This is a genomic window from Parcubacteria group bacterium (genome assembly GCA_041660065.1).
Classification (GTDB): Bacteria; Patescibacteriota; Minisyncoccia; order Moranbacterales.
In genome coordinates this window covers 395,259-418,579 of sequence record JBAZXC010000001.1, presented here as the reverse complement: position 1 = coordinate 418,579, position 23,321 = coordinate 395,259, and the positions used below count along the sequence as shown (strand labels likewise).

Annotated in this window: 25 protein-coding genes and 4 tRNA genes; 25 read left to right on the top strand and 4 right to left on the bottom strand. The window is 43.5% G+C overall.

Annotated features, from left to right (window positions below; translation table 11 throughout):
- Window positions 1-112 precede the first annotated feature (112 nt).
- The 4 genes from WC819_02140 to WC819_02125 are packed head-to-tail and all read left to right on the top strand — an operon-like array spanning window position 113 to window position 4,416.
- Window positions 113-1,108, top strand: coding sequence for an efflux RND transporter periplasmic adaptor subunit (locus WC819_02140; GenBank protein ID MFA5986128.1), 996 nt, complete (start codon window positions 113-115; stop codon window positions 1,106-1,108).
- Window positions 1,092-1,886: an ABC transporter ATP-binding protein gene (locus tag WC819_02135; protein MFA5986127.1), complete on the top strand. Its 795-nt coding sequence runs from the start codon at window positions 1,092-1,094 to the stop codon at window positions 1,884-1,886. The genes WC819_02140 and WC819_02135 overlap by 17 nt, the downstream gene beginning before the upstream one ends.
- Before the next feature lie 18 nt (window positions 1,887-1,904).
- Window positions 1,905-3,152, top strand: coding sequence for an ABC transporter permease (locus WC819_02130; protein ID MFA5986126.1), 1,248 nt, complete (start codon window positions 1,905-1,907; stop codon window positions 3,150-3,152).
- Between the two features lie 4 nt (window positions 3,153-3,156).
- Window positions 3,157-4,416 (top strand): ABC transporter permease, encoded by a 1,260-nt coding sequence (locus WC819_02125; GenBank protein MFA5986125.1) that lies wholly within the window; start codon window positions 3,157-3,159, stop codon window positions 4,414-4,416.
- A gap of 46 nt (window positions 4,417-4,462) precedes the next feature.
- Here the strand turns inward: WC819_02125 and WC819_02120 are convergent, their stop codons facing one another.
- Window positions 4,463-4,705, bottom strand: coding sequence for a hypothetical protein (locus WC819_02120; protein MFA5986124.1), 243 nt, complete (start codon window positions 4,703-4,705; stop codon window positions 4,463-4,465).
- A 344-nt stretch (window positions 4,706-5,049) separates the two neighbouring features.
- Between WC819_02120 and WC819_02115 the strand changes: the two genes are divergently transcribed.
- The 8 genes from WC819_02115 (at window position 5,050) to WC819_02080 (ending at window position 12,022) form a co-directional block, all read left to right on the top strand.
- Window positions 5,050-6,000: a glycosyltransferase family 2 protein gene (locus WC819_02115; GenBank protein ID MFA5986123.1), complete on the top strand. Its 951-nt coding sequence runs from the start codon at window positions 5,050-5,052 to the stop codon at window positions 5,998-6,000.
- Between the two features lie 9 nt (window positions 6,001-6,009).
- Window positions 6,010-6,828: a hypothetical protein gene (locus WC819_02110; GenBank protein ID MFA5986122.1), complete on the top strand. Its 819-nt coding sequence runs from the start codon at window positions 6,010-6,012 to the stop codon at window positions 6,826-6,828.
- 188 nt (window positions 6,829-7,016) lie between these two features.
- A complete protein-coding gene (locus WC819_02105) occupies window positions 7,017-7,883 on the top strand; it encodes a hypothetical protein (protein ID MFA5986121.1) in 867 nt (288 codons plus the stop codon).
- Between the two features lie 33 nt (window positions 7,884-7,916).
- Window positions 7,917-8,420 carry a hypothetical protein gene (locus WC819_02100; protein ID MFA5986120.1) on the top strand — a complete coding sequence of 168 codons (504 nt, stop codon included), beginning with the start codon at window positions 7,917-7,919 and terminating at the stop codon, window positions 8,418-8,420.
- Between the two features lie 238 nt (window positions 8,421-8,658).
- Window positions 8,659-9,678: a hypothetical protein gene (locus tag WC819_02095; protein ID MFA5986119.1), complete on the top strand. Its 1,020-nt coding sequence runs from the start codon at window positions 8,659-8,661 to the stop codon at window positions 9,676-9,678.
- Window position 9,679: 1 nt separating this feature from the next.
- Window positions 9,680-10,327 (top strand): hypothetical protein, encoded by a 648-nt coding sequence (locus tag WC819_02090; protein MFA5986118.1) that lies wholly within the window; start codon window positions 9,680-9,682, stop codon window positions 10,325-10,327.
- Between the two features lie 5 nt (window positions 10,328-10,332).
- Entirely contained in the window at window positions 10,333-11,250 is a 918-nt protein-coding gene (locus WC819_02085; GenBank protein MFA5986117.1) for a hypothetical protein, read from the top strand.
- 232 nt (window positions 11,251-11,482) lie between these two features.
- On the top strand, window positions 11,483-12,022 hold the full coding sequence (locus tag WC819_02080) for a hypothetical protein (protein ID MFA5986116.1): 540 nt from the start codon (window positions 11,483-11,485) through the stop codon (window positions 12,020-12,022).
- A gap of 114 nt (window positions 12,023-12,136) precedes the next feature.
- Here WC819_02080 and WC819_02075 read toward each other — a convergent pair whose 3' ends face one another.
- Complete coding sequence (locus WC819_02075) at window positions 12,137-13,513, bottom strand: O-antigen ligase family protein (protein ID MFA5986115.1); 1,377 nt, start codon at window positions 13,511-13,513, stop codon at window positions 12,137-12,139.
- Between the two features lie 70 nt (window positions 13,514-13,583).
- On the opposite strand from WC819_02075, the gene WC819_02070 reads away from it, so the two are divergent.
- Genes WC819_02070 through WC819_02055 form a run of 4 tightly spaced genes read left to right on the top strand, consistent with a single transcriptional unit; the run spans window position 13,584 to window position 16,839 of the window.
- Window positions 13,584-14,849, top strand: coding sequence for a glycosyltransferase family 4 protein (locus WC819_02070; protein ID MFA5986114.1), 1,266 nt, complete (start codon window positions 13,584-13,586; stop codon window positions 14,847-14,849).
- The gene (locus WC819_02065) at window positions 14,846-16,177 is read left to right on the top strand and encodes an oligosaccharide flippase family protein (protein ID MFA5986113.1); all 1,332 of its coding nucleotides are present in this window, start codon (window positions 14,846-14,848) and stop codon (window positions 16,175-16,177) included. Before WC819_02070 ends, WC819_02065 begins: the two co-directional genes overlap by 4 nt.
- Window positions 16,178-16,225: 48 nt before the next feature.
- On the top strand, window positions 16,226-16,678 hold the full coding sequence (locus WC819_02060; GenBank protein ID MFA5986112.1) for a type II secretion system protein: 453 nt from the start codon (window positions 16,226-16,228) through the stop codon (window positions 16,676-16,678).
- A gap of 20 nt (window positions 16,679-16,698) precedes the next feature.
- Window positions 16,699-16,839 carry a hypothetical protein gene (locus WC819_02055; GenBank protein MFA5986111.1) on the top strand — a complete coding sequence of 47 codons (141 nt, stop codon included), beginning with the start codon at window positions 16,699-16,701 and terminating at the stop codon, window positions 16,837-16,839.
- A 74-nt stretch (window positions 16,840-16,913) separates the two neighbouring features.
- On the opposite strand, the gene prfA is transcribed toward WC819_02055, so the two are convergent.
- Together prfA and rpmE are read right to left on the bottom strand one after the other, a co-directional pair.
- Window positions 16,914-17,996, bottom strand: coding sequence for a peptide chain release factor 1 (gene prfA / locus WC819_02050; GenBank protein MFA5986110.1), 1,083 nt, complete (start codon window positions 17,994-17,996; stop codon window positions 16,914-16,916).
- Window positions 17,997-18,104: 108 nt separating this feature from the next.
- Window positions 18,105-18,395, bottom strand: coding sequence for a 50S ribosomal protein L31 (gene rpmE / locus WC819_02045; protein ID MFA5986109.1), 291 nt, complete (start codon window positions 18,393-18,395; stop codon window positions 18,105-18,107).
- Window positions 18,396-18,612: 217 nt separating this feature from the next.
- Here rpmE and rpsB point away from each other — a divergent pair, with 217 nt between their 5' ends.
- From rpsB to WC819_02000, 9 genes are all read left to right on the top strand, one after another.
- Window positions 18,613-19,371 carry a 30S ribosomal protein S2 gene (gene rpsB / locus WC819_02040; GenBank protein ID MFA5986108.1) on the top strand — a complete coding sequence of 253 codons (759 nt, stop codon included), beginning with the start codon at window positions 18,613-18,615 and terminating at the stop codon, window positions 19,369-19,371.
- Between the two features lie 58 nt (window positions 19,372-19,429).
- Window positions 19,430-20,014 carry an elongation factor Ts gene (gene tsf / locus WC819_02035; protein ID MFA5986107.1) on the top strand — a complete coding sequence of 195 codons (585 nt, stop codon included), beginning with the start codon at window positions 19,430-19,432 and terminating at the stop codon, window positions 20,012-20,014.
- Window positions 20,015-20,058: 44 nt separating this feature from the next.
- Window positions 20,059-20,598 (top strand): tetratricopeptide repeat protein, encoded by a 540-nt coding sequence (locus WC819_02030; protein ID MFA5986106.1) that lies wholly within the window; start codon window positions 20,059-20,061, stop codon window positions 20,596-20,598.
- A 232-nt stretch (window positions 20,599-20,830) separates the two neighbouring features.
- Window positions 20,831-20,903 (top strand) — tRNA-Thr (locus tag WC819_02025).
- Between the two features lie 77 nt (window positions 20,904-20,980).
- Window positions 20,981-21,063: transfer RNA gene (locus WC819_02020), tRNA-Tyr, on the top strand.
- 124 nt (window positions 21,064-21,187) lie between these two features.
- Window positions 21,188-21,260 (top strand) — tRNA-Thr (locus WC819_02015).
- A gap of 238 nt (window positions 21,261-21,498) precedes the next feature.
- The gene (locus tag WC819_02010; GenBank protein ID MFA5986105.1) at window positions 21,499-21,750 is read left to right on the top strand and encodes a GIY-YIG nuclease family protein; all 252 of its coding nucleotides are present in this window, start codon (window positions 21,499-21,501) and stop codon (window positions 21,748-21,750) included.
- A gap of 8 nt (window positions 21,751-21,758) precedes the next feature.
- Window positions 21,759-21,829 (top strand) — tRNA-Trp (locus WC819_02005).
- 247 nt (window positions 21,830-22,076) lie between these two features.
- Window positions 22,077-23,306 (top strand): AIPR family protein, encoded by a 1,230-nt coding sequence (locus WC819_02000; protein ID MFA5986104.1) that lies wholly within the window; start codon window positions 22,077-22,079, stop codon window positions 23,304-23,306.
- The last annotated feature ends 15 nt before the right edge of the window (window positions 23,307-23,321 follow it).

Below are 23,321 nucleotides of genomic sequence, written 5' to 3'. Positions count from 1 at the left end.
AAACAAGTTCAGGATGACAGAAGTTTTCTTTTAAATAATTGTTATATAAAAGAAAAAATGACATTTATGTTAAATCAGTTAAATAATGTGAATACGGAAATATAACGCTTCTATGAAAAAACATATCAAAAAAATCATATACGGACTTATTGCCATTTTTGTCATCTTTTTTTTGTGGCAACGGTTTGGCGGTAAATCAAGTGATCAACAACATGAATCCATAATTGTCGGTAAGGACACCGTTGTGGAAACGGTGAGCGACAGTGGAGAAGTTCAGCCGATATCGTATGCCAATCTTTCTTTTGAGGTGCCGAGTGTGATCGAATGGATCGGTGCGGATGTAGGTGATGAGGTCAAAAAAGGTCAAACGATGATCCGTATCGACAGTGATCAATTGGCAGCACAAATTCACAGTGCGAGGGTAACTGTGGAAAAAGCGATTTCTACGGAGGAACTTGCGCGGCGAAAATGGGAGGACTATAAACCGGAAGAACGATATAATATCCTAAAAGATGTGGAGCAAGCACGTGCGCAATTATCAGCAACTCAATCGCAGTGGATGAAAAAAGAACTCGTGTCGCCGATCGATGGTGTTGTCACACAACAAGATGGACGTGTGGGAGAGGTGGCAAGTGGTACGGTGATGCGTGTGATCGATCCGACGGCAATGCACATTGAGGCGTTTATGTCTGAGTCCGATATCCCAAAGATGCATGTAGGACAAGAAGCGCAGATCACATTTGATGCTTTTGATGATGAGACTTTTCGCGCGCAGATCACACAGATTGACCCTGAGGCTGTAAAGATCCAAGACGTGACATATTATCGCACTCTCCTCACAATGGATCATATGGAAGAGCGGATGCGTCCGGGCATGAGTGTTGATGTGGATATTATCGTAGCACAAAAGGAATCTGTCTTGGCAATTCCGGTTCGATTTGTTCGCGCGGATGATGCGGGTGATTTTGTTTATGTTGCTGACGGCAAGGACACATATAAAAAGCAATACATTTCGCGCGGATTGGAAGGAGATAATGGCAATGTGGAGATCGTAAGCGGGTTGAGTGAAGGACAGGAAATTTTTGCAATATATGATGAAACCAAATAATTCTATGGTGCAGGAAGTGATCATCTCATGCCGGCATCTTACAAAGGTGTATGATATGGGTGAAACAAAAACACAGGCATTATGTGATGCGTCGTGTGATATTCGACGAGGAGAGTTTGTGTCGATCATGGGACCGAGCGGATCCGGCAAATCAACATTTATGCATGTGCTAAGCTTATTGGAACGGCCGACTGGTGGGTCATATTCATTTCGCGGAAAAAATGCTTTGGAATTCGATGATGAGGAGCTCGCGCGGATCCGCAATCAGGAAATCGGTTTTGTTTTTCAGTCATTTAATCTGTTGTCTCGGGTGAGCGTGTCAGAGAACGTAGAGCTACCACTTCTATACGATTTTTATAGTGAGGATACAGAGGATAAAAAAACATTTCTCGGACGTTTGTGGGGGTCAACACACAAAAAAGAGCGTGTGAGAAAAGCGCTGGAGGATGTGGATATGTTGCATCGGATTGATCATATGCCGCACCAGTTGTCTGGCGGAGAAAAACAACGTGTTGCGATCGCGCGGGCGCTGGTCAATGATCCGGATGTGATTTTTGCCGATGAACCGACGGGTAATTTGGATTCCAAGTCGGGTACACAGGTTCTGCGCATTTTGCAGGGGTTGCACAAGCATGGACATACGATCATTTTGGTCACGCATGAACACGAAACAGCAGAACATGCAGAAAGGATTTTGCGTATCAGTGATGGACAGATTGTCGCTGATGAAAAAGTGGAAAACCGTCGTTTTGCCCAGAACGGAACTCTTGTAAAATAATGATACAATTTTTTTCTTATGATCCGTCAATTTCTCCTATCCCTTCGTATCACATGGCAGAATTTTTCTGCAGCGAAATTGCGCACATCATTGACGGTTCTTGGTATTGTGATCGGAATCGGTGCAATTCTTGTTGTGATGAGCATTGGTGCCAGTGCGCAAGACTTGATCTTGGCGCAGATCCGTGCCGTGGGATCAAATTTGATCGGCATCTTGCCGGGTGCCGCAGAAAAAGATGGGCCACCTGCGAGTGCTTTTGGCATTGTGATCACGACACTGACCAATGATGATCTTGATGCGATGAAAGAGCAGAGTAATGTGCCACACGCTGTTGCGATTTCCGGTTATGTGACAGGTAATGCTGTTGTCAAAAGTAAAAATTATTCAAAATCACAGACATTTCAAGGGGTATCTGCAGATATGATCAATGTGGAAAACAATACGATTGCTGTCGGGAGGTTTTTTTCTGTCGTGGAGGACGAAAAAAATGCACCGGTGGCTGTTTTAGGGCCGACAATTGCGAAAGACATCTTTGATAATGCGGATCCATTGGGTAAAAAGATCAAGATCGATGATCAGTCATTTCGTGTGATCGGTGTGCTGGAGCCAAAAGGGTCATCACTCATTTCTAATTTTGATGAGATGATCTACGTGCCACTTCATGTAGCGCAAAAAAATCTTCTCGGTATCAATCACTTGAATTTTATTCGTTTGCGTGTGGATAGTGAAGAATACATGGCGCAGACTGAGCAAGATGTTGATACGTTGTTGCGTTCACGACATGATATTCCTGATGATGAGGATGGGGATTTTTCCATACGCAATATGGCGAGTGCATTGTCGACCATCAACAATGTCACAAATATCATGAAATATTTTCTCGCCGCTGTTGCTGCTGTGTCACTTGTTGTCGGAGGGATTGGCGTGATGAATATCATGTTTATCGCGTTGTCACAACGTATTCGCGAGATCGGTTTGCGCAAGGCTGTCGGTGCGCGCAAAAGAGATATTGTCATGCAGTTCCTTTTTGAATCCATGACAATTGCCAGTGTTGGCGGGATCATGGGATTTTTGTGCGGTGTGGGCGTTGTGTATCTCGTGGGATATATTGCACGTGCGCAAGGTTATACATGGACGGTTTTCCTCTCATGGGACATGGTGGTGATGGCGCTGGTCACGTCGACAATTTTGGGGTTTTTCTTTGGTATTTACCCGGCATGGAAGGCATCAAAAATTTCGCCGATGGAAGCATTACGTTACGAATAATTGTATGAATATTTTTGCACTCATTATCATTTCGATCAAAAGTCTTTTTTCGCATACGGCGCGTACGATTTTGACACTCTTGGGGATCATTGTCAGTGTGATGGCGATCATGAGCGTTGTAACTATGGGAGAATCCTTTCAATCCTATGTTAGCAATGAAATTGAGGCTTTCGGGACTGATGTGATCCAAGTAGAGCCATCTTTGCCGGAGACAAGCCACGTTTCGACAGAAAACGCGTCAAGTATGGCGATGGGAGCGCAGATCACCACACTTACCGAAGATGATGCAAAAGCTTTGGCATTATTGCCAAATGTTATGGCATACAATACGGGTCTACTCGGTCAAGCTCGCGCACGATATAAGGATGTCAAAAGGTATGTGACATTGCTCGGCTCAAGTGCTGATGCGCCACTTGTTGATCCTGGAGTTGAAATTGCATATGGACGGTTTTTTAGTGAAGAGGAACATCGCACATCGGAAAATGTGATCGTGTTGGGTTCTACTGTTGCGGAGGCGCTTTTTGGTACGGCAGTAGGAGATGATGTGATTGGGACGCGAGTGACACTCAATGACAATCGATATAAAGTGGTGGGCATCTTGAAGGAGCGTGGGGCATCATTTGGGTTTTCTTTTGATGATATGATCTATATGCCACATACAACGTTACAAAAAAAGATTCTTGGTGTGGATTATTTGGGGTACGTGACATTCAAAGTACGGGATGTGACAAAGATCGATCAAACGGCGGAGGATATGCGCATAATCTTGCGTTCGCGCCATGAGATCGATAAACCAAGCGAGGATGATTTCTCTGCCATGACGATCATTGAGGCGCAGGATATGTTTGATACGATTTTGGGTGGTGTAAACATCTTACTTTTGGCACTCGCATCCATTTCTCTTGTGGTGGGCGGAATCGGGATCATGAACATCATGCTTGTGTCGATCGAGGAACGGCGAATGGAAATTGGCTTGCGCAAAGCATTGGGTGCGCGCAAGAAAGATGTGGTCAAACAGTTTGTCATTGAGTCGATCGTGATCGCATGTGCCGGATCGGTGATCGGGATCGTGATCACGACAATCCTGCTTTCTCTGGCATTTAGTGCGATTCGTTATGCGGGGTTTGATGACATTCACTTTTTTATCCCAACGCGCGCTATTCTTGTCGCAATGATCTTTTCGGTGACGGCTGGTGTGGTTTTTGGTGTGTATCCTGCGCGACGGGCAGCGGAAATCTCACCCATGCAAGCGATTTCTTCATAAAATAAAAATCGCCCCATTGGGGCGATTTTTTGATCAATAGAATAATCTATTTTTTGCGTCCTGTGAGAAGAGCGGCAATACTTGCGCCGATCACTGCACCAGCGCCAGCAGAAATTGCTGCAGCTTTTGCAGGATTTTTTTTGATAAAATCAGCAACTTTTTTTTCTGCGGCAACGAGTTCTTTTTTGACTTTCTTCATTTCCTTTTCTGCCATCATTTGAAGTTTTTGTGCTTCTTTTTTGGCGAGAGCTCGTGGGTCCACTTTCTTCTTTGCTACTTTTTGTGCCATTGTTGTATTTTTACATATTAAACATCTTTATTATAGCACACTATGTCAAAACACCAACAAGGGATAAATGCAGATAGTAGTTTCTTCATCGTCATTGCGATTTTGCAGGAGCAGGTTTGCAACTTGCCTCTTTCGTCTTGTTACATCTTGTCAATATGTGGATTATGCTATAATGGTTTTCTTGCGATAATGACAATGGTCGTCAGGACGACAAAAAATGGCAAAATCTAGCCAAAAACCAGCACTTGACAAATAAGCGTTTTTCTGCTAATATAGTTTGTTATCTCGAAAGTGTGCGGAGAAGAGGCATATTGACCAATAAATGAGCAATAATAACATATTTTATGGCGCAAAAACTGCAAAAAAAGATCACTGTGATCATTCCTACATTTAACGTGGAGGATTTGATCGCACAGGCAATTCGCTCTGTAACATGGGCGGATGAGGTTTTGGTTGTGGATTCTTTCTCGACAGATCGTACTGTGGAAATTGCGAAGGATCTTGGCGCGCGTGTTTTGCAACATGAATATGTTTACAGCGCAAAACAAAAGAACTGGGCAATCCCGCAAGCAACGCATGAGTGGGTCCTTCTTTTGGATAGTGATGAGGTTGTTACGGATCAATTGCAAAAAACGATCCAAGCAATGCTTACATCAGAAGAAATAGAAAAATTCGATGGTTTTGGTATTGCACGCAAGCATTATTTCTTGGGGAAGTTCTTGCGATGGGGCGGACGATATCCGCTTTACAACATTCGACTTTTCCGCAAGGAATGTCGTTATGAGGATCGCAATGTGCATGCACATATCATTCTTGCAAAAGATCGTATGAAAAATATCGCAGGAGATATCTTGCATTACAGCGATCGATCATTGGATCAATTTTTTGAGAAATTCAACCGATATTCTTCATGGCAGGCAAATTATATGATTCGCGTGTATGAAAACGGTATGACAAAGATCTCATTGGCGATGTTTATGACCAATCCGTATTATGCAAAAGCAGTGGTCAAAGATCTATGGACATTTATCCCGTTTACACCACTGATCAGATTTGTGTATATGTTTGTGTTGCGATTGGGGTTTCTGGATGGACGCTATGGATTTATGATCGCATTTTTCTATGCATTTCAGGATTATGTCGCAAAGACCAAATATCTCGAAATGCGCAAGAAATCGCCAAAGATCCGTCTGACGTTCCAGAAGTATGTGGCAAAAAGCTGTACATCACTCTGGGAATCGCAAAAAGGTTTCGGCAGTTATATCGGTAAAGATTTTTCCATTAAAAGTAATTAATAAACGCATATGAATCACACAACAATAAAAAATATACTGGAGCGGTGGCAGATGATCTGTGTATTTACGATTATCTTTGGACTTGGTGCATTTATCATATCCGCTTTGCTTCCGGCAAAATTCCAGAGCGATATACAAATGATCGTTGTCCAAAAACAAGCCGATGAAAAGGTTGACGCGTTCAGCGCGACCAAATCTGCGGAATTTTTGAGCAATATCTTTGCACAGGCGATCTATACCACATCGTTTTTCAACAGCGTGCAAGACGCGCCGTTTGAAGCGCGACGTACATTTTCCCGCGATCCGGAACAACGTCAAAAAGAATGGGAAAAATTCATTGATGTAAAGAAAGTGAATAATACCGGCATCCTCAAGATTAGTGTATATGATGGGTCGCGCAAAACGGCAGAAGAAACAGCCAAGGCGATCGCATATGTTCTGACGACAAACAGTGAGGCGTATCACGGTGGTGGCGAGCGTGTGGAAGTGCGTCTGATCGACGGACCAAACACACCCCTGCGACCGACAGTGCCACGCATCGCGCCAAACACGATTGCCGGTGCAATCGGCGGCTTGATGATCGCGATGGTGATCGTGTACTTTTTCCCCGCAGTACGATTTGGCGGCAAAAAAACAAATAATTATGTGAATGAAGTACGGGAAGAGGTATATGAACCGATAGCTACGATTCCTTATGTTCAGGAGGAAGATGAAGAAAAGGATGTTGTTTTGGAACACTTTCAAAACAGTGAGGCTACGATCGAATTTGATCCGGAAATGGATGAATTACACAAGCGGATCAGTGATTTTCGTGCCAGAAACGCATAAGAGATTGCATGCACCCGTGATCTGTGATACACTTGTCTATCCGTAGAAAAGTGTTCAAAAGATCACAATTCTGCTGTGTGGCGCAAAATAGTTGCGCCACATGCAGAGTCGGAAGAGGTCTGACTTCAAAGGTTGTTCTTGAAAAAAAAGGTATGGAAAATACCAAATTTAAATAGGGGAGGTTGGGTATGAAAACGTGGCGTGTATGTATTGTAATGTTGTTTTGTGTGCTGTTAGTTGGCATGGCCAGATCGGCGTATGCGGCGAGAACAGTCACAATTGTTGCAGAAAAGCAACGCGGTGATGTTGCCGCAAAACTTACTCGATCGTTCACGATCGGCACGGAAATTGTGCGAGTATCGGGAACAGGTCGAACGGTGATCATTACCGGACCTGGTGGCAAGGAAAATATTGATATCAGTGATAAGCTTCTGCGCAAATTGCAGAATTATCTCAAAAATCCTCAATCAGGATTAACCCTGCTTGATGTTTGTCCGACACAGGGCAGTCAATTCAAGCGTGTATGGGGTGAGGCTTTACAGCCACTGGTTACTACAACAGTTTCCGTTGCACCACCACCGACGCCTGCTGTGAAACATCCTGCATCCGCTGCAATTGTGGCGACGTGTGATGAAGGTGAGTTCAGCGGACGTGTACCAGATGCGATCATGGCGTTGCAACCAAATGGCGCTGATGCTATCGAAGTGCAGTATCGCCCGACAAAATCAAAGGGCATTCAGTACAAAGCTAAGCGTGGTCGTGTGAGTGGAGGGGTTTTTTATCCTCGCGCATGGCCGGATGGTAGTTGTATGCACAATTATGGTAACGAAACCACTATTTTGGCAAAATTACCAGAGTTGACATATCCTGGCGAAAGTTACAAACAAGTGTTTGAGCCAGGTACACAAGAGCCATTCACTGATCATCGAGGGAGTTATGATACGATTTCTCTCTTTATCATCAGCGGATCGCCGACATCAACGGTGCCAGTGAGTACAGTGCCCAAAAGCAGTGAGTCACTGGTTTTCAAGAAAAGCCTTCCCAGAGCCCCTTGACAAGGACTCTAAAAAGGTGTATAATGGTCTGTTATGCTATTAAAGTATGACAGACCAATTTTTTTTGTGCTATCGCATGATGGCATGATATTAAAAAAATACAAACAAGGAGAGAATGTCATGAAGACAAAAGTTACAGGGTTCTTTTTTATGATGTTGACGGTATTGATCGTTTCTGCGTGTGCCTCACCGGCGCCTGCAAGAAATAGCAGGAATGCCGACGTCACATTCACGGAAAATCTGTCGTGTGGTGAAAGGTTCCGCGCAGACGGATGGGCGCAGGACTATGACTACGCATTCGAAATCATTAAGAAAGGTTCCGGATACAAGGTCAAGACTCTCGCCAACGTAGATGGATGGATGATCCACCTGGACTGCGCAAGAGACCTGCCGTCCCATGAATCAGCCATTGGCTGGCTGAAAAGTCGGGGATACACTTTCCGGCAAGATGGATCGGAAGATGGTGGACCAAGTGGGCACCATCTCACAGTCAACAGGGGACCGCTCTACAGCGTGCCAGCCAACCTGTATAAGTAGGTAGCAGTGTCAGTGATCACGAGCCGGGTGTAATTCTTAATAGGATTACCCCGGTTTTTTCTTTTTGCCACAGCTATTGACTTTTTCTTGATTTTGTGATAAAATAAACGGTTAACAATCTGTAGAGATATGGCGCATAAATACAGAAAAAATTGTGTATTTATGCGTGATCTACACAGGTCACAATGGTTCGTGTTAATTTAAAAATTTTATAAATCTACATAAAAGGAGAAGGATCATGAAAAATATCACAGTGATTTCTATTTGTTTAGGGTTTTTGTTTTTGACTGGCTGTGCTAGTCAAATGCCAAATTTTGCACTTACACAACCAGAGCAAGGGATGACGGTAATGCATCCCGACCAGCTGGAAAAAGCCGGTGGTAAAATTTTTAATTTTACCGGTGTTGTACCATCGCGATTTCTTGTCGAGATGGATAAGTCATTCTCGGGTGTATTCCCATTCGTCGGTGTGTCATTGAAAGATGAAAATGCACCGATGGTCAAGGGATTTTGTTATTCTGTGCCGAGTCAGGCATTTGGTGACAAAAATCCGTGGGCGATGATCCCTGCGCAGTGTGTTGGCCTTGGTGACAAGGATGATATGTTACGCGGTGAATACGCTTTTGCAGTTACCAATAAGGATGGTGGCGTGTGGCTGGCGTCTCCGATCGGTGCCGTACCTGGGTACGAGTACACGATCGTAGATGAGCAAACCTATGATTGGGCGAAATTCGAAAAAGAACCAAAATATCGGATCGAGCTCATGAAGCAACTTGGCAAGACAATTCCTGTGATCAACGATACGTGGAAAAAGCGTATTGAAGGTTTCGGGGTTGTGATGACCACTGATGATGTGCAAGAGATTGCTGTCGTCGACGGTGATCCGAAGTGGGAGGCTTTTCGCAAGAAGATGCTTTCTGACATCGGATATCAGTTGAAGTTGCCTGATGGGGAAATTGTGGCAAGTTACCTGTCCGAAGAGGATATGGAGAAATTGCTTGCCAAAAACCCCCTTATCACGCCGTGGCAGAAATTTGTGTCACGGTTGCGGTTGCCACTTGGTGGTACGCCGGGATTGATGGGGCTGGGTGCTCTGTCAAGTATGGTGGATGGCAGTATTGCGTCGTTTATGGACACGGCATGGGAGTCGATGACGGCTCGTGGTATGTGTCAACGGAAGGATTTTTCTGAACAGTTCGAGCTTCTGCTCGGGATGTATCAGAAAGCCCATATTCAAAACATGACAGGAGGGATGTAGAATGAAAAGAATACTTGTTATATCTTTTCTCGTGTGGCTTCTGCCACACATGCTACTCGCTGCCACTGTGACGCAAGATACGTTAAAAGGTCTTGATGTCGTGCAGTCGGCATGGAGTTCGCTCCTGTCGTCTGATACAGCGCAGTGGAAGAATGGCAAGATCGGTAGTGCATCTGTGCGCTACACGGTGAAAGGTGATGTCATCGGGTACGATGAAAAAAATCGTACATGGTGGCGACTCATCACACCAGTAAGTACAGAAGTGCCAATCACGGCTCTTGCGATCAGTGTGAACAGTTCCGGTGCGGCAACGCGTCAGATCGTCACGCTGGAAGCAGGCGAACAACGTGGAAGTGCAGTCTCGCAAGAGATCGCACAACCACGCGTGCAACCGCCACCAGTGCCAAAGCAAGAGGTTATTGCAAGGGCGCCGGAGAAGGTTGTCATTGCAAAGCCGGAAACGCTAGCTCCTTCGCCATCGCCAGTTGTCAAAACTGTGCAGGTGGTGGAGAAAAAAGATGCTGTTGTTGAAAAGCCACAAAAGGTATCAAAGCCTTCTAAAGTGGCACAACAGGAAAACAATGCCGTCATCAAAGTCGCCAGCACATGGGATTTTATGAAGGAATATCAAAGACAAATAGGGAGGTAGTGATTATGAAAAAACTTTTATGTTTGATCGCAATGTGTTTGCTCATTGCATCATCGGCGTATGCTGGTGATGAAGAGCAACCGCCGGAGCCGAAAGTGAAATTCCGCGGAATACAATCCGTGGACGCTTTCGACATTACTCATTCCAAGTTCTCACCATTTGGTGGAGGGGATAAGGATCGGCATGGTGAGAGCACAAACATCAAGGCACGTGTCCGTCCACTCCGTATGGGCAAGTTGGATGCTGGAGGGTATGTGACTTATACCGAAGGGAGTGCTGACACCTATGATCGGAAAAAAGGCCAATGGTCTAATTCCGACTATAGGACGGTTGGCGGTGGCGTGAGTGGTGTATATCATCACGACAGGCATCGCGAAACCGAAGCAGAGCTGGGTATTCTGCGTCAGGAAACTGATAGCTGGAATTCCAAGCTTAGCTCACAGCAGACCGAGAGTCAGATCGAGGCTCGTCTGCGTTACGGCGATGAGTCAGGGCGCGGTGCCGGTGAGAAACTTCTTCCATTCTGGGAAGTGGGGATTCACTACATCCATCCTTATAATGTTAGTTATCATGACTCTAAGGGGAAGTATGACCCGTACGATAATCGTCAATTCGTGTTGTTTGGGTCGGCAGATCTCTATGACTGGTATCTCGATGATGTCAATCATTGGAGACTGACTCCCACATTCAACGCCAATCTCGGGTACCTCTGGGGTAAGGACTCCGGATATCTCCAAGGCGGATTCGGCACCAAGCTTGCTTGGTACGAACAGGAGCTGATTGACATCAGGATCCTCAATCCCCGTTGGATGTTTAACGGGGATGGCTCGCGGATCTACGACTACATTGCTACCCTCAAGGTAGACAATGTGTTCAGAGCTCTCTGGGCGGCACAAACGGAAACGTATGTGTCGAATAAGTAACACGGACCTCAACCGAAGCCCTGTAAACTATAACAGTTTGCAGGGCTTCTTTCTTTTGTAGCAGAAAATTGATAAGATGGATGTGTGCTAGAGCTTATCTAATAGCCATGTCATCCTGAACTTGTTTCAGGATCTCGCATGTATGGCTTAACTAGATCCTGAAACGAGTTCAGGATGACAAATGTGCAAGTCTCAATACAAAAGAAAAAATGGCATATATATCAAATCAATTATGATGAAAAAAATACTTTTAATTACGGGAATACTTTTTGCAGGTGCGTGTACCATATACATCGTTTTTTTGATGTGCAATGCTGGATTGGCGTATGGTGAACTTCTCATTCGCGAGGAGCAACAAGATCACTACAACATCATGCACGCAAAAATGACGCGTCTCTACACGATGGTAAATGAGATGCAGACATCTCAGGCGTTACTGATGAATGTAAAAACAAAAATGACTGACAGTGATAAAGAAGAATTCATGCGACAATTGCGTACGCTTGATGAGATCGCGGCGCAGATCGATCGTGAGACGATCTATTATGATGAGGATAATTCTGTGCACATGTTCTTTCCGCCACAAGGACGCACGGTGGCGTATTTTGACGAGGCGCGCAACACACCATTGTACATCAGGCAATACATCCGCAGTATGGAGCAAGCGGTCTTTGCGCCGACTATTACCAAAGAACAAAAAACCATGATCCAAAAGAACATGGACTTATTGCAAGAAGAGATCGATCGATTGTCAATGGTTGCAGCTTATTAGAAATGCTAAACATGGAAGACTCTTCCTTTTGTAAAGGGAGATGTCCGAAGGACAGTGGGATTTTGCAGGAGCAGGTTTGTAACCTGCTCCTTTCGTTTTGGTATGACCAAAGAGTTAATTTTTGTGTAGCTGATGTGAGTTTTTGCGTGGTGCATTATATGAAAGCGCACATGCAATAAGTGCCCAGAGAAACCATTGCACTGCTGTACCACGCCAGATGTTTGAACTCATGCCAAAGCCGATCTGTGCGATAAAGAGCAGGAGAATGATCAATACAAAGAGTCGCTCGCTCGCGTTTTGGGTCGCGTGATATGTTTTGATCAAGCGGATGCATGTGACACCGAGAAGCAGTAAAAATAAGCCGGTGCCGATGATGCCTGTTTCTTGGAGTACTTTGATGATGTCATTGTGCGTGTAGGGATTGCCTGCGTAATAGCCCTGTTCTTTTTCAAAGATCGCAATTTCCGTACCGGCGCCATAGCCATAGATCGGTGATAACTGCCACGCGGCAACAGCATTTTTCCATTGCTGAATGCGCCAACGGATCGAACTGTCGGCCGGTGGATTGTAAATATCCTCAATGCGATCGTGAACAGTTTGTGATGTAAAAAAGAATGTGACTGCGATCGCAATAATAACAAAGATCACTTTTGGTGCGCGCAAAAGTCCGAAAAGTCCAAAAAAGATCAAAAATGCAAACCAACCGCCACGACTGAAGGTGAGGAGAAGAATGGTCACAGTAACACCGAGGAGTGTCAAAGCAGTGTTGCGGTTGTACCGCTGGGATAATGTTTCAAAGACACGATACGTGAGCAGTGCGATCACGACCAAAAGAAAAGATGCAAAAGAGTTGGGGTGTTTGAATGTGCCAAAGAGACGTCCTTCTGTACCGGTATTGTCGCTATAACCGGTACCGGATGCCAGTTGAAAAATTGCAAATGTCAGCGGGAGAATCGCTGCAAAAAGTGTCGCTGTGATGAGTGTTTTACGTGCGTGTGGTACTCTTATGCACAAGATGTGCGTACCGAGAAATGCGGCAAAAATACTGATGATGCGGGAGGTTTCTTCAAATGTCGCACCTTGGTCAATGGAATAAAAGATACTTCCTGCGCTGAAAATGATAAAAAGTCCAAATGATACAACAAGTGGGCGACGAAACAGGTCTTTGCGATGTGTAAGTGCAAGTACACATGTCATGGCGATGAGAAGCAGACCGAGGATCGCCGCAACATTTAACGTGATGGTTTCGGATAAAGAGACGGAAAAATATGTATCCAAAAAATCAACAGATGCACGTATGACAAGCAGTGCAAAAAATCCTTCTAGCGGTCGATGGAGAAAAAAGATTACAAGCACATAAAGCGCTGTCACACCGCACGTGATGGGAAAGGGAAGGAGAAAAAAGATGTGAACGAGAAGAATGGTGACGAGGCCAATTATGAGGAGTATGCCGGAGGTTTCTTTTGAGGCAATTGAGAGATCATCGTTCATAATGGAGGGATTATTTTTTAGACTTTTTTTGTATATTGCTTTATTATAACATGGATGAGATGATAGAGATATGAAAATATTACAAATACACAAATATTACAGTAAAAAACGCGGTGGCGGGTCAGTGTCGGCTTTTTTTGAGACCAAAGAACTTCTTGAATCAATGGGACATGAAGTGATGGTTTTTGCAATGCATGATCCGGATAATGAGTATGCGCGTGAGAACGTGTATTTTGCCGAGCATTTCGATATTCGCGCTACCAAGAATATGTGGCAAAAAATACGGCTTTTGCCACGCGTGCTCTACAATCGTGAAGCAATGAAAAAATTGGATCTCTTGCTCCAAAAAAAGAAACCGGATGTTGCCCATGTGCACAATATTTATCATTATTTGACGCCGGGCATTTTTCGCGTACTCAAAAAACACGGTGTGCCAATCGTATTTAAATTATCGGATTATCACGCGATCTGTCCAAATTACACATTGTTTTCCCATGGCAAAATCGATAATTCATGCCAGAACGGGTCATATTACAAAATCTTTTTGAACAAATCAATTGACAATTCATGGAGTGAAAGTTTCGTTGGTATGATCGAGGGTTATGTCAATCGATGGCGTCGGTTTTATGATGATGTGGACATCTTTGTGGCGCCAAGCGAATTTATGCGAAATATCTGTGTGACGTATGGTATACCCGCAGAGAAGATCGTGATTTTGCGCAACGTGTTGAATTTTCGGTCGTATCCCGAGCAAACCGTTCCAAAGAGTCATTTCTTCTTGTATATGGGGCGGATCGCACAGGAGAAGGGTTTGCCGGTATTGATTGCGGCGATACAAAAACTCAAAGAACGCGGTACGCTGGGTGAATGGCGCTGTGTGATCGCCGGCAAAGGTCCGGAAGAAAATAGATTACGTGATCTTGTGCACAAAGAGGGACTGGTTGATGTGATCAGTTTTGCGGGATTTCATCAAAAGGGCAGTCGGGAATGGTTTATGCTGATGCAACAGGCGGCGGTTGCAGTACTTCCGTCAGTGTGGTATGACAATTCACCGATCGCAATCTCGGAATCCATGGCATGTACAACACCGGTGATTGTATCGGATGCTGGAGGCACAAAGGAGATGATCGAAGATGGCGTGAGCGGGTATGTTTTTCAGTCGGAAGATGCGGCAAATCTTGCGGATAAAATGCAGAAATTTATCGATGATCCGTCATTGGGTGAACGTATGGGCGTGTCAGCACGCGAACGCGTATCTGCGATCAATAATGAAAAAATATACTATACACGTCTCATGGATATATATGATAAAGCGATAAAAAAACACACAACATGAATACACTGTTTACAAGAGAAAAAATGCATCGACTCGCCAATGTCATCCATAGGATCGTGATCGGTGGCGATGCGGGAGCACGAACAATGCAGTTCGCCAAAAATCTTACCGTATCGATTGTGGGCGGGTTAGGTGCTTTTGCGTTGCTTTTTTCTGCCAATGTTGTTGTTGCGCGCGTCTTGGGTCCAGAGGAATATGGGCTGTATTCCGTATTTTTCTCTATTGCGCAAATCGTGTCATTATTGTATGTGCTTGAGCTGGATGTATCGGCGTTGTATTTTCTTTCAGAAAAAAAAGAAGATAAAAAAGGACTCATGTCATCAATTCTTTTGATGTTTGGGATCAACATCATTGTTTTTTCACTCTTGGCGGAAAGTGTTTTTCATTTCTTTCATTTTGTACAGATGTCACAAGGTGTTTTTTTGTACGCATTGGGTTTTGCGGTGGTATTTTCTACAAAACGCATGATGGACGCATTTTTACGTGCAGATGAAAAATTTGTGTGGCAGGCGATCTTGCGACTCGGAGAGGGAATCGTTGTCGTGATCTTTTTGGTGATCTTTATGTGGGGGATGCATGATCGTACTTTTGCAAGTTATGCATTGGCACTGACGATTGCAGGGGGAGCGTTTACTATTGCAGGAGGAATTGCTACACGTCGCCTGTTGACGGTGAAGGCATGGGATGTGGAAAAAATGAACACAGTATTCCATTATAATGCGTTTGGTCTCATTAATGCGGTGGTCAATGGCGTGATCAAAAATGCGGACACGTTGATCATTGCTGCTGTGCTTGGCGTGAAAACTGCCGGTGTATATGCGGTATATTTTACGGCAATCGTAGTGATCGGTGCACGGATCACACAACTTTTTGTCAGTGTGTTTTTTCCATCGGTGCGTATGCATGCCGATCGTATCCAATCGGTGATCGCAAAAATTGATCGCATGTGTATTCGTACGTTCTTGCCGGTTGTTCTTTTTTCCGGAGTGGGCATCGCTTGTATTGTTGCGCTGTATGGTAATGGGTATCCTTTTGTGTGGCTATGGATCTTTTTAGGTGCGGTGTATATGGGTGTGCATTTCTTCGCATCGCTTTATGGGTGGATCTTATCAAGTATATCGCAAAAGGGGTATAAACGGTACAATCTGTCATTTGTATTTGGATTCATTACCTATGCAAGTATCATTTGCATTGCATATGTGACACAAACAGTGACGATCACGGTGTTTCTTATCGCATTGATCACATATCGAACAGTGTGTGGAGCAATCGCTTTTTATCATTTACGAAAAAATCATAGTATATGGGCAAGAGACGATGTAGTATGATATAATGTTTTGTAAGGATATTTTTTAAGTAATTATTTATGACAAGGTATGCATAAAAAAGGGTTTACGCTCATTGAGCTTTTAATTATCATGGCAATTATCGGATTGTTGGCGGCGAATGTTTTGGTTGCATTATCCACAGCAAAGGTCAAGGCAAATCGCTCAGCTGCCTATGCGGAAGCACGTCAGCTACTTCCAAAGATCGAAGAGTGCGTATTGGTAAAAAAGGAAATATCTTTACCAGGTTTGCAGGGGTCTGTTTGTGAGGGCTCTGATGCGCAATGGTCTGATCTTGCAAAATTGGATTTCGCATATGCTACGCAGGCAGGATCTAGTTCTGGCACTGGAGAATATTATTTTTCGGTTTATCGCACAAATGGTGCTGTGCCACCAACGCCGCATGACACTGAAGTGTTTTGTTGCAAAAAAGACGGATGTGAGGTTATTACAGATGTGACGCCGGCAGATGGTTCTTCGTGCAGGGTTTTTGCAGGGTTTTAATTTTTTAAAATAAAAAAAATATGCTTGATCGATTACGAACATTTTTGGACGAAAAAACAAACGGGATAATTCAATCGAAACAAGAAGTGATCTATCTTTTTCTTGTGGTCATTCTTGCGATCGTTTTGATTTTCAACCTCATGTATCATATGAGTGTGTAGGTTTTATACTGCGTAAAACAAACGCTCCTTCCCATAACGGGAGGAGCGTTTTTTTGTAAGATCTCCGAAGAGTTTTATGATGCCTGTTTGGCAAGTTTGATGCGGATGTCTTCTTCTTGCAGTGCGCGAATAATATTGGTGAGATTTCCATTGAGGACGCTTTCTATATTGCTCCAGCTTTGTTTGATGCGATGGTCGGTGATGCGGTCCTGCGGGAAATTGTATGTCCGGATCTTTTCACTGCGGTCACCAGTGCCCACTTGGGTTCGGCGCGCATCGCCGATCTCTTTGGCATATTTTTCTTCTTCGAGTTGCAAGAGGCGCGATCGAAGCACCTTCATCGCTTTTGCTTTATTTTTATGCTGAGACTTTTCATCTTGGCAAGAAACGACTGTATTGGTGGGAATATGTGTGATGCGTACCGCACTCATTGTCGTATTGACGCTTTGACCGCCGGGACCGGATGACGCAAATGTGTCAATACGGAGGTCTTTTTCATTGACGTCGATCTCCACCTCTTCTGCTTCCGGCAAAACGGCGACTGTGGCGGTAGATGTGTGGATGCGACCTTGCTTTTCTGTTTCTGGTACGCGCTGTACGCGGTGAACGCCGGACTCATATTTCATGAGCTTGTAAACAGACGTGGCACCGGCAGGCGCTTCGATCTCAAAAATCACCTCTTTGTAGCCCCCTACTTCGGTGACGTTGGAATGGAGGATGGATGTTTTCCAGTTGTTGATCTCGGCAAAACGCAAATACATACGGAACAAATCAGTGGCAAACAGACCTGACTCGTCACCGCCGGCACCGGCACGGATTTCCATGATAACATTTTTGGTGTCGCGCGGATCTGCAGGCAAAAGGAGTATTTCCAATTCTTTCCCCAGCTGTTCGCTTTTTTGTGCCAAAGAAACATTATCCTCTACAGCCATTTGTGTGAGTTCCGGATCAGATTCTGTATTGATGATCGTGGCATTTTCTTTCATGGCATTGACCACATGTTCGAATTCATCGATCTTGGCGATCACGGCATTCATCTCTGCCTGTTTTTTGCTCAGAACGATCATGCGTTCTGTGTTTTGTGCGATGAGCGGATTGGCGAGTTCTTCGCCGATCTCACGATATTCTTTTTTTACTTTATCAATGATGTCTTGCATAATTTTCAATTCAATTTCTCTTTCTACTATGTACTATATGGCACAATGGTCACGTCGTCAAAATAAAAACACCGACATAGAAAAGGCGGTGTTTTTTGGGAAGTATCGCTACGCAGCAGTCTTGATCTTTTTCTTTGATTTTACCACTTTTTTTACTGCTACTTTTTTTGCCACTTTGCGTGATTCTTTCGCCTTTTGCGTTTTTTCTGCAAGTTTTTTGAATCGGTCAACGCGTCCTGTCGCATCAACGATTTTTTGCTTGCCTGTGTAGATTGGATGGCATTGCGAGCATGTTTCAATGGAAATTTTTTCTCGCGTGCTTCCAACTTCAAAAACTGCGCCGCAAGAACATGTTGCGATCGCTTGTGTATAATATTTTGGATGAGTGCCTTTTTTCATAGGATGTGCGTCAAGTGGTTAATATGTACTTAATATACTCCACACAGCCTAACATAAGAAACAAAAATTGACAAGGGTCTGATTATGCGCTAATATTGGTGCATTATTTATCAAGCGTATATTCACGCAATCCATTCCTGCCGGCAGGATTTTTTCGTCCCGATCCGGTAAGGGTTGCATCGGTGATATATGCGTATAATTTTTAAGGATAAAACATATGGCACGAAAGAAGACCATAAAGACAGAAGACGGTGTCGTGGAATCAAAAACTCCACGAAAGAACATTTTTGAGACGATCGATCTCAATAGTCTTGACCTAACGATGGCATCACTCCTCAAAGCGGGTGTTCATTTTGGTCATCAAAAATCACGTCGCAATCCGCGCATGGATCAATACATCTATACGACACGAAACAATATCAACATCATTGATCTTGCAAAGACGGTTGAACGAATGAAAGAGGCGTTGGCATTTATTGCTTCAGTAAAAAAGAGTGGTAAACAAATTCTCTTTGTAGGCACAAAGAGACAAGCGCATGACCTCGTGACCGATATTGCAAAATATACAGGTAATCCGTTTGTTGTAGAGAGATGGCTTGGGGGCACATTCACCAATTTCAGCAATATTCGTCGCCGTACCAGATACATGGTGCGTTTGCAAGAACAGATCGAAAAAGGTGAGATAAAAAAATACACGAAATTTGAGCAAATGAAAAAAATAGAAGAAGCGCAAAAACTGGATCGTCGTATGGGAGGTATTGCAGACATGAAAGACCTGCCGGGCGCGATTTTTGTGACGGATGTCGAATTGGACAAACTTGCGATTCGCGAAGCAATGCATATGAAGATCCCCGTGATCGCTTTGGCGGATACAAACGTCAATCCAGAGGGTATTGCATATCCAATCCCTGCAAATGACGATGCCATCTCTTCACTGACGATGATTTTGGCGCATTTTTGTAAAGCGTTGCGATAAATGTAGATAACGGGAGAGGATAAAATTTTCTATTCAAAATTCTAAAATTCAAAGCTATATGAGCACATTAGAACAAATAAAAAAAATCCGTGAACAAACAGGCGCAGGAATTGTTGATGTAAAAAAAGCACTTGATGAGGCAAAGGGAGATGAAGCGAAGACAATTGAGATCTTGCGTAAAAGTGGACAGAGTAAGGCGCTAAAAAAAGCCACGCGTGATGCACGTGAGGGTATCATTGGCACGTATGTACACTCCAATCAAAAAATGGGTGCGATGGTAAAAGTCTTGTGTGAGACGGATTTTGTTGCGCGTAATGCGGATTTCCAAAAATTTGCCAGCGACATCGCGATGCATATTACTGCAAGCGCTCCACAATGCCTGCGACCGGAAGATGTGGACAGTGATTTCGTCGCCAAAGAGCGGGAAATTTGGACCGCACAACTGAAAAATGAGGGCAAGCCGGCGGATATCATGGAAAAGATCATGGCGGGAAAAGAGCAAAAATTGCGCGGGGAACTCGCACTTTTGACACAATCCTTTGTCAAACAGCCGGATAAAACAGTGGAAGAGTACCTCACTGAACATATCGCAAAGATCGGTGAAAAGATCGAGATTGGGGAATTTGCACGTTTTGCATTCTAAATGTATTATTGGATTAGGTGTAAATACATTTTGTAATAACTGTTATGATTTATTTGATTGTCCCGCCCATAATTATCGTTTTTGCTGTAGCGATTTTGATCATTTTTCTTACAAAAGTATCATCGAAAGATCGTGATTCTGGCAATTTTGTTTTGCAAGAGCACAAAGGGATCCGACAGCACTTCAGCTCGGGGAAGAGGTATTTGCGTGGCGCAAGCGAAGGGGCATCGCAACGGATCAAAAACAGTCTCTCATGGAAAGATCGTCATAGCACGCAAGATGCAAAAACGGCATATGCAGGATCAAGCAATGGAAGCGGTGACAAGATCGTCACCCTTCGGAAGAAGAGCATGGTAAGTGATAAGATCGAGAACGGCGAAACGAGAGATCCTGAAGAGCTGGCACTGATGACCGAGATCGAGGAGGCGCCACAAGACAGTAAAAAATACGAGAAATTGGGGGATTACTACATGGAACACGAACAATTTGCAGATGCGCGAGAGTGTTACAAATATGTGTTACGTCTGGATCCTCGACACAAGCGCGCACAAGTTGCAATGAAAAACCTTGATCGTGTCCTATAGGCTTGAGACGTGTTGATTATTTTTTTCTGTCAGTGTATACTGATACGGAAAGGGTTTGTTTAATGTTGATTTTTTAGTGTCATTCCCGTGAAAACGGGAATCTAGTGGTATTAATTTGTTATGAGGCATATCTACACAAAGAAGAAACAATGAATAGAGAAAAGTTTCTCAAAAGTAGTGATGAAAAGAAAGATTTGAGAAAACGTTTAACGAGGACATTATAAAAAAGTATGCCACTTTAGCTCAATTGGTAGAGCATCGGTTTTGTAAACCGCAGGTCGTCAGTTCGAGTCTGACAAGTGGCTCAGTATTAAATTAAAGATGAAAAATCAAATATCAAAAATATTTTTGATTCTTCATTTTTTATATTTGATATTGAACTGGGTCGGTGGCAGAGTGGTCAAATGCACCTGACTGTAAATCAGGCGACTTCGGTCTTCGGGGGTTCAAATCCCTCCCGGCCCACACGTCGACTCGTCCCACAAGTAGGGACTTGCTCAGTGTAAACCCAAACGAAAGAAATACAGAGGAAGACATAGCGGATGCGGCCGATTACTGTAAAGTGTCGGCTTTATCTGTAAAGGATTGTGCCCACGTAGCTCAGATGGTAGAGCATTTCCATGGTAAGGAAAAGGCCAGCAGTTCAATTCTGCTCGTGGGCTCAGAATGTGACAAAAAATGAAATAATCGTTACAATAGAATGTGGATACGGCGTGCCTGCCAAAATCTTGTACTGCAAGTATGTAAAGACATTTTGGTATAAAGATGAATGGTGAGAATGGCGTGACGGCTACAATTTTTTTACAAGATTTAGGCAGGCGGGATTCGTATAGTGTCCGACCCGTCACTCGTGAGTGACAGGTGCAATAGAGGTCTCCTGTGAAATAAATTCAAATTGTGATGTACTATGTGTATGTGCTAAAATTGCAAAAGTGTGGCGATAAGGAGTTTTACATTGGATATACAGCTGATTTGCGTAAACGTCTCGCGCAACATTGTGCAGGACAAAATAACACCACAAAGAACAAAAAACCGGAACTGATCTATTATGAAGCATTTGAAAATGAACAGTTGGCACGTAATAGGGAGAAGGGATTAAAAACAAGCGGTTCGGTATATATGAGTTTAATGAAGAGATTGGGTTTAAAATAATAAAAATTGCGGGATTCGTATAGTGGTAGTATAGAGGTCTCCAAAACCTTTGGCGTAGGTTCGATTCCTACATCCCGTGCAAATGATTCGTATAGTGTCCGACCCGTCACTCGTGAGTGACAGGTGTAGTATAGAGGTCTCCAAAACCTTTGGCGTAGGTTCGATTCCTACATCCCGTGCAGATGAAAGAAAAGAGATATTGACAAGTTGAAATATTTTTGTTATACTCGTATTAGATTTGCAGGTAATCTTACCGCAAGTTCAGCTAACTGAAGTAATATTGCTTTCAGCGAAGCGAAAAATTAACTAATTTTAATGACAAAACTATGTCACAGACAAAGCAAGTCTTGGAGTTTAACTACTCTCAAGCAAGAACAATCGGAAGAAAATTAAACTATTACGATCCTGAGGGAAACGATGTTATTAAAACTCATTTCCTTTTTATTTTGCTTAAAAACTTACCTAATAATTTTCCAACCACCCCGAATCCTAGAAAACCCGATATTAACGCAAAGCCTTGTCGACAGATGATTGACACGTTAGAGCAAGAGCCAGAGTATTTTACAGACTGCAATAGGGGGCTTGTCTTGATTGCTGAAAAAGTCTACTATCCAAATGTAGATGGGGACGAAAAGAAAATCCTGGTTGATTTTGGGGTGGATGAAGACGGAAATCCAAAAGGAGGATTAGTTGATGGTGGACATACATACGCGGTTCTAAAGAAGAAAATGGAGGATGAATCATTAGAGGATCTTCCTATATTTATTACTGTTGTTGAAGGTGCTGAGGGGTTTGCTACCAAATTGGCAAGAGCAAGGAATACCAGTGTTCAGGTGACTGAAAAGTCTATAGTTAATCTTGATAATGAATTTTTACCTATCAAGGATGCGCTAGGTGGTTATAGTCAAAAGGTAATTTATTTTGAGAATGAGAACTTGGATAGCGATGAGGCGATGTTTCCCATAGAGGAATTGCTCGCCCTACTAACTGCTTTGAATAAGGATCTGTATGATAGTAGTAGCCAGCCAACAGTTGCTTATACCGGAATATCTACCTGTTTTACTAAATGGTTGAATAAAAAAAACAGACCTACGTATGAAAAACTTTATAAGCTACTCCCCTCAATTCTTGAAACATATGAGCACCTCTATTCGAAATTTGAGAGTTATGCAAAGGAGGTTGGTGTAAAGAAATTTGGCGGTATAAACGGTGTTGAAAAATATCGTGGAAGGGGAGATAACAAGAAGCCTGTTACCGTGAAGCTTCCATTCTCAAACAAGACTGTTGGATATAAACTATCAAAGGGTTTTTCCATGCCGATTTTTGCAGCCCTTCGATTTCTATTGGAAGAGAAGAATGGATGTTATGTATGGGTGATTGATCCGAAGGAATTTCTTGATAAGCACGGATCTAAGATAGTCTCACAAGTTTTGGAAGCTCATACTAGGGAATATAATAGTAACCCTAATAAAACTGGAAAGAGCAAGGTGCTTTGGCAGAATATTGCAAATACCGTGATCATTCATTCCTTGCAGGAGAAGTTGGCGAAAAAATAGCAAAAAAATCCCGAG

Excerpts from the sequence above, each read along its gene's own strand:
- WC819_02140 (MFA5986128.1), top strand. The coding sequence starts at position 113 with ATGAAAAAACATATCAAAAAAATCATATACGGACTTATTGCCATTTTT.
- WC819_02135 (MFA5986127.1), top strand. The coding sequence starts at position 1,092 with ATGATGAAACCAAATAATTCTATGGTGCAGGAAGTGATCATCTCATGC.
- WC819_02130 (MFA5986126.1), top strand. The coding sequence starts at position 1,905 with ATGATCCGTCAATTTCTCCTATCCCTTCGTATCACATGGCAGAATTTT.
- WC819_02125 (MFA5986125.1), top strand. The coding sequence starts at position 3,157 with ATGAATATTTTTGCACTCATTATCATTTCGATCAAAAGTCTTTTTTCG.
- WC819_02120 (MFA5986124.1), bottom strand. The coding sequence starts at position 4,705 with ATGGCACAAAAAGTAGCAAAGAAGAAAGTGGACCCACGAGCTCTCGCC.
- WC819_02115 (MFA5986123.1), top strand. The coding sequence starts at position 5,050 with ATGGCGCAAAAACTGCAAAAAAAGATCACTGTGATCATTCCTACATTT.
- WC819_02110 (MFA5986122.1), top strand. The coding sequence starts at position 6,010 with ATGAATCACACAACAATAAAAAATATACTGGAGCGGTGGCAGATGATC.
- WC819_02105 (MFA5986121.1), top strand. The coding sequence starts at position 7,017 with ATGAAAACGTGGCGTGTATGTATTGTAATGTTGTTTTGTGTGCTGTTA.
- WC819_02100 (MFA5986120.1), top strand. The coding sequence starts at position 7,917 with ATGCTATTAAAGTATGACAGACCAATTTTTTTTGTGCTATCGCATGAT.
- WC819_02095 (MFA5986119.1), top strand. The coding sequence starts at position 8,659 with ATGAAAAATATCACAGTGATTTCTATTTGTTTAGGGTTTTTGTTTTTG.
- WC819_02090 (MFA5986118.1), top strand. The coding sequence starts at position 9,680 with ATGAAAAGAATACTTGTTATATCTTTTCTCGTGTGGCTTCTGCCACAC.
- WC819_02085 (MFA5986117.1), top strand. The coding sequence starts at position 10,333 with ATGAAAAAACTTTTATGTTTGATCGCAATGTGTTTGCTCATTGCATCA.
- WC819_02080 (MFA5986116.1), top strand. The coding sequence starts at position 11,483 with ATGATGAAAAAAATACTTTTAATTACGGGAATACTTTTTGCAGGTGCG.
- WC819_02075 (MFA5986115.1), bottom strand. The coding sequence starts at position 13,513 with ATGAACGATGATCTCTCAATTGCCTCAAAAGAAACCTCCGGCATACTC.
- WC819_02070 (MFA5986114.1), top strand. The coding sequence starts at position 13,584 with ATGAAAATATTACAAATACACAAATATTACAGTAAAAAACGCGGTGGC.
- WC819_02065 (MFA5986113.1), top strand. The coding sequence starts at position 14,846 with ATGAATACACTGTTTACAAGAGAAAAAATGCATCGACTCGCCAATGTC.
- WC819_02060 (MFA5986112.1), top strand. The coding sequence starts at position 16,226 with ATGCATAAAAAAGGGTTTACGCTCATTGAGCTTTTAATTATCATGGCA.
- WC819_02055 (MFA5986111.1), top strand. The coding sequence starts at position 16,699 with ATGCTTGATCGATTACGAACATTTTTGGACGAAAAAACAAACGGGATA.
- prfA (MFA5986110.1), bottom strand. The coding sequence starts at position 17,996 with ATGCAAGACATCATTGATAAAGTAAAAAAAGAATATCGTGAGATCGGC.
- rpmE (MFA5986109.1), bottom strand. The coding sequence starts at position 18,395 with ATGAAAAAAGGCACTCATCCAAAATATTATACACAAGCGATCGCAACA.
- rpsB (MFA5986108.1), top strand. The coding sequence starts at position 18,613 with ATGGCACGAAAGAAGACCATAAAGACAGAAGACGGTGTCGTGGAATCA.
- tsf (MFA5986107.1), top strand. The coding sequence starts at position 19,430 with ATGAGCACATTAGAACAAATAAAAAAAATCCGTGAACAAACAGGCGCA.
- WC819_02030 (MFA5986106.1), top strand. The coding sequence starts at position 20,059 with ATGATTTATTTGATTGTCCCGCCCATAATTATCGTTTTTGCTGTAGCG.
- WC819_02010 (MFA5986105.1), top strand. The coding sequence starts at position 21,499 with ATGTACTATGTGTATGTGCTAAAATTGCAAAAGTGTGGCGATAAGGAG.
- WC819_02000 (MFA5986104.1), top strand. The coding sequence starts at position 22,077 with ATGTCACAGACAAAGCAAGTCTTGGAGTTTAACTACTCTCAAGCAAGA.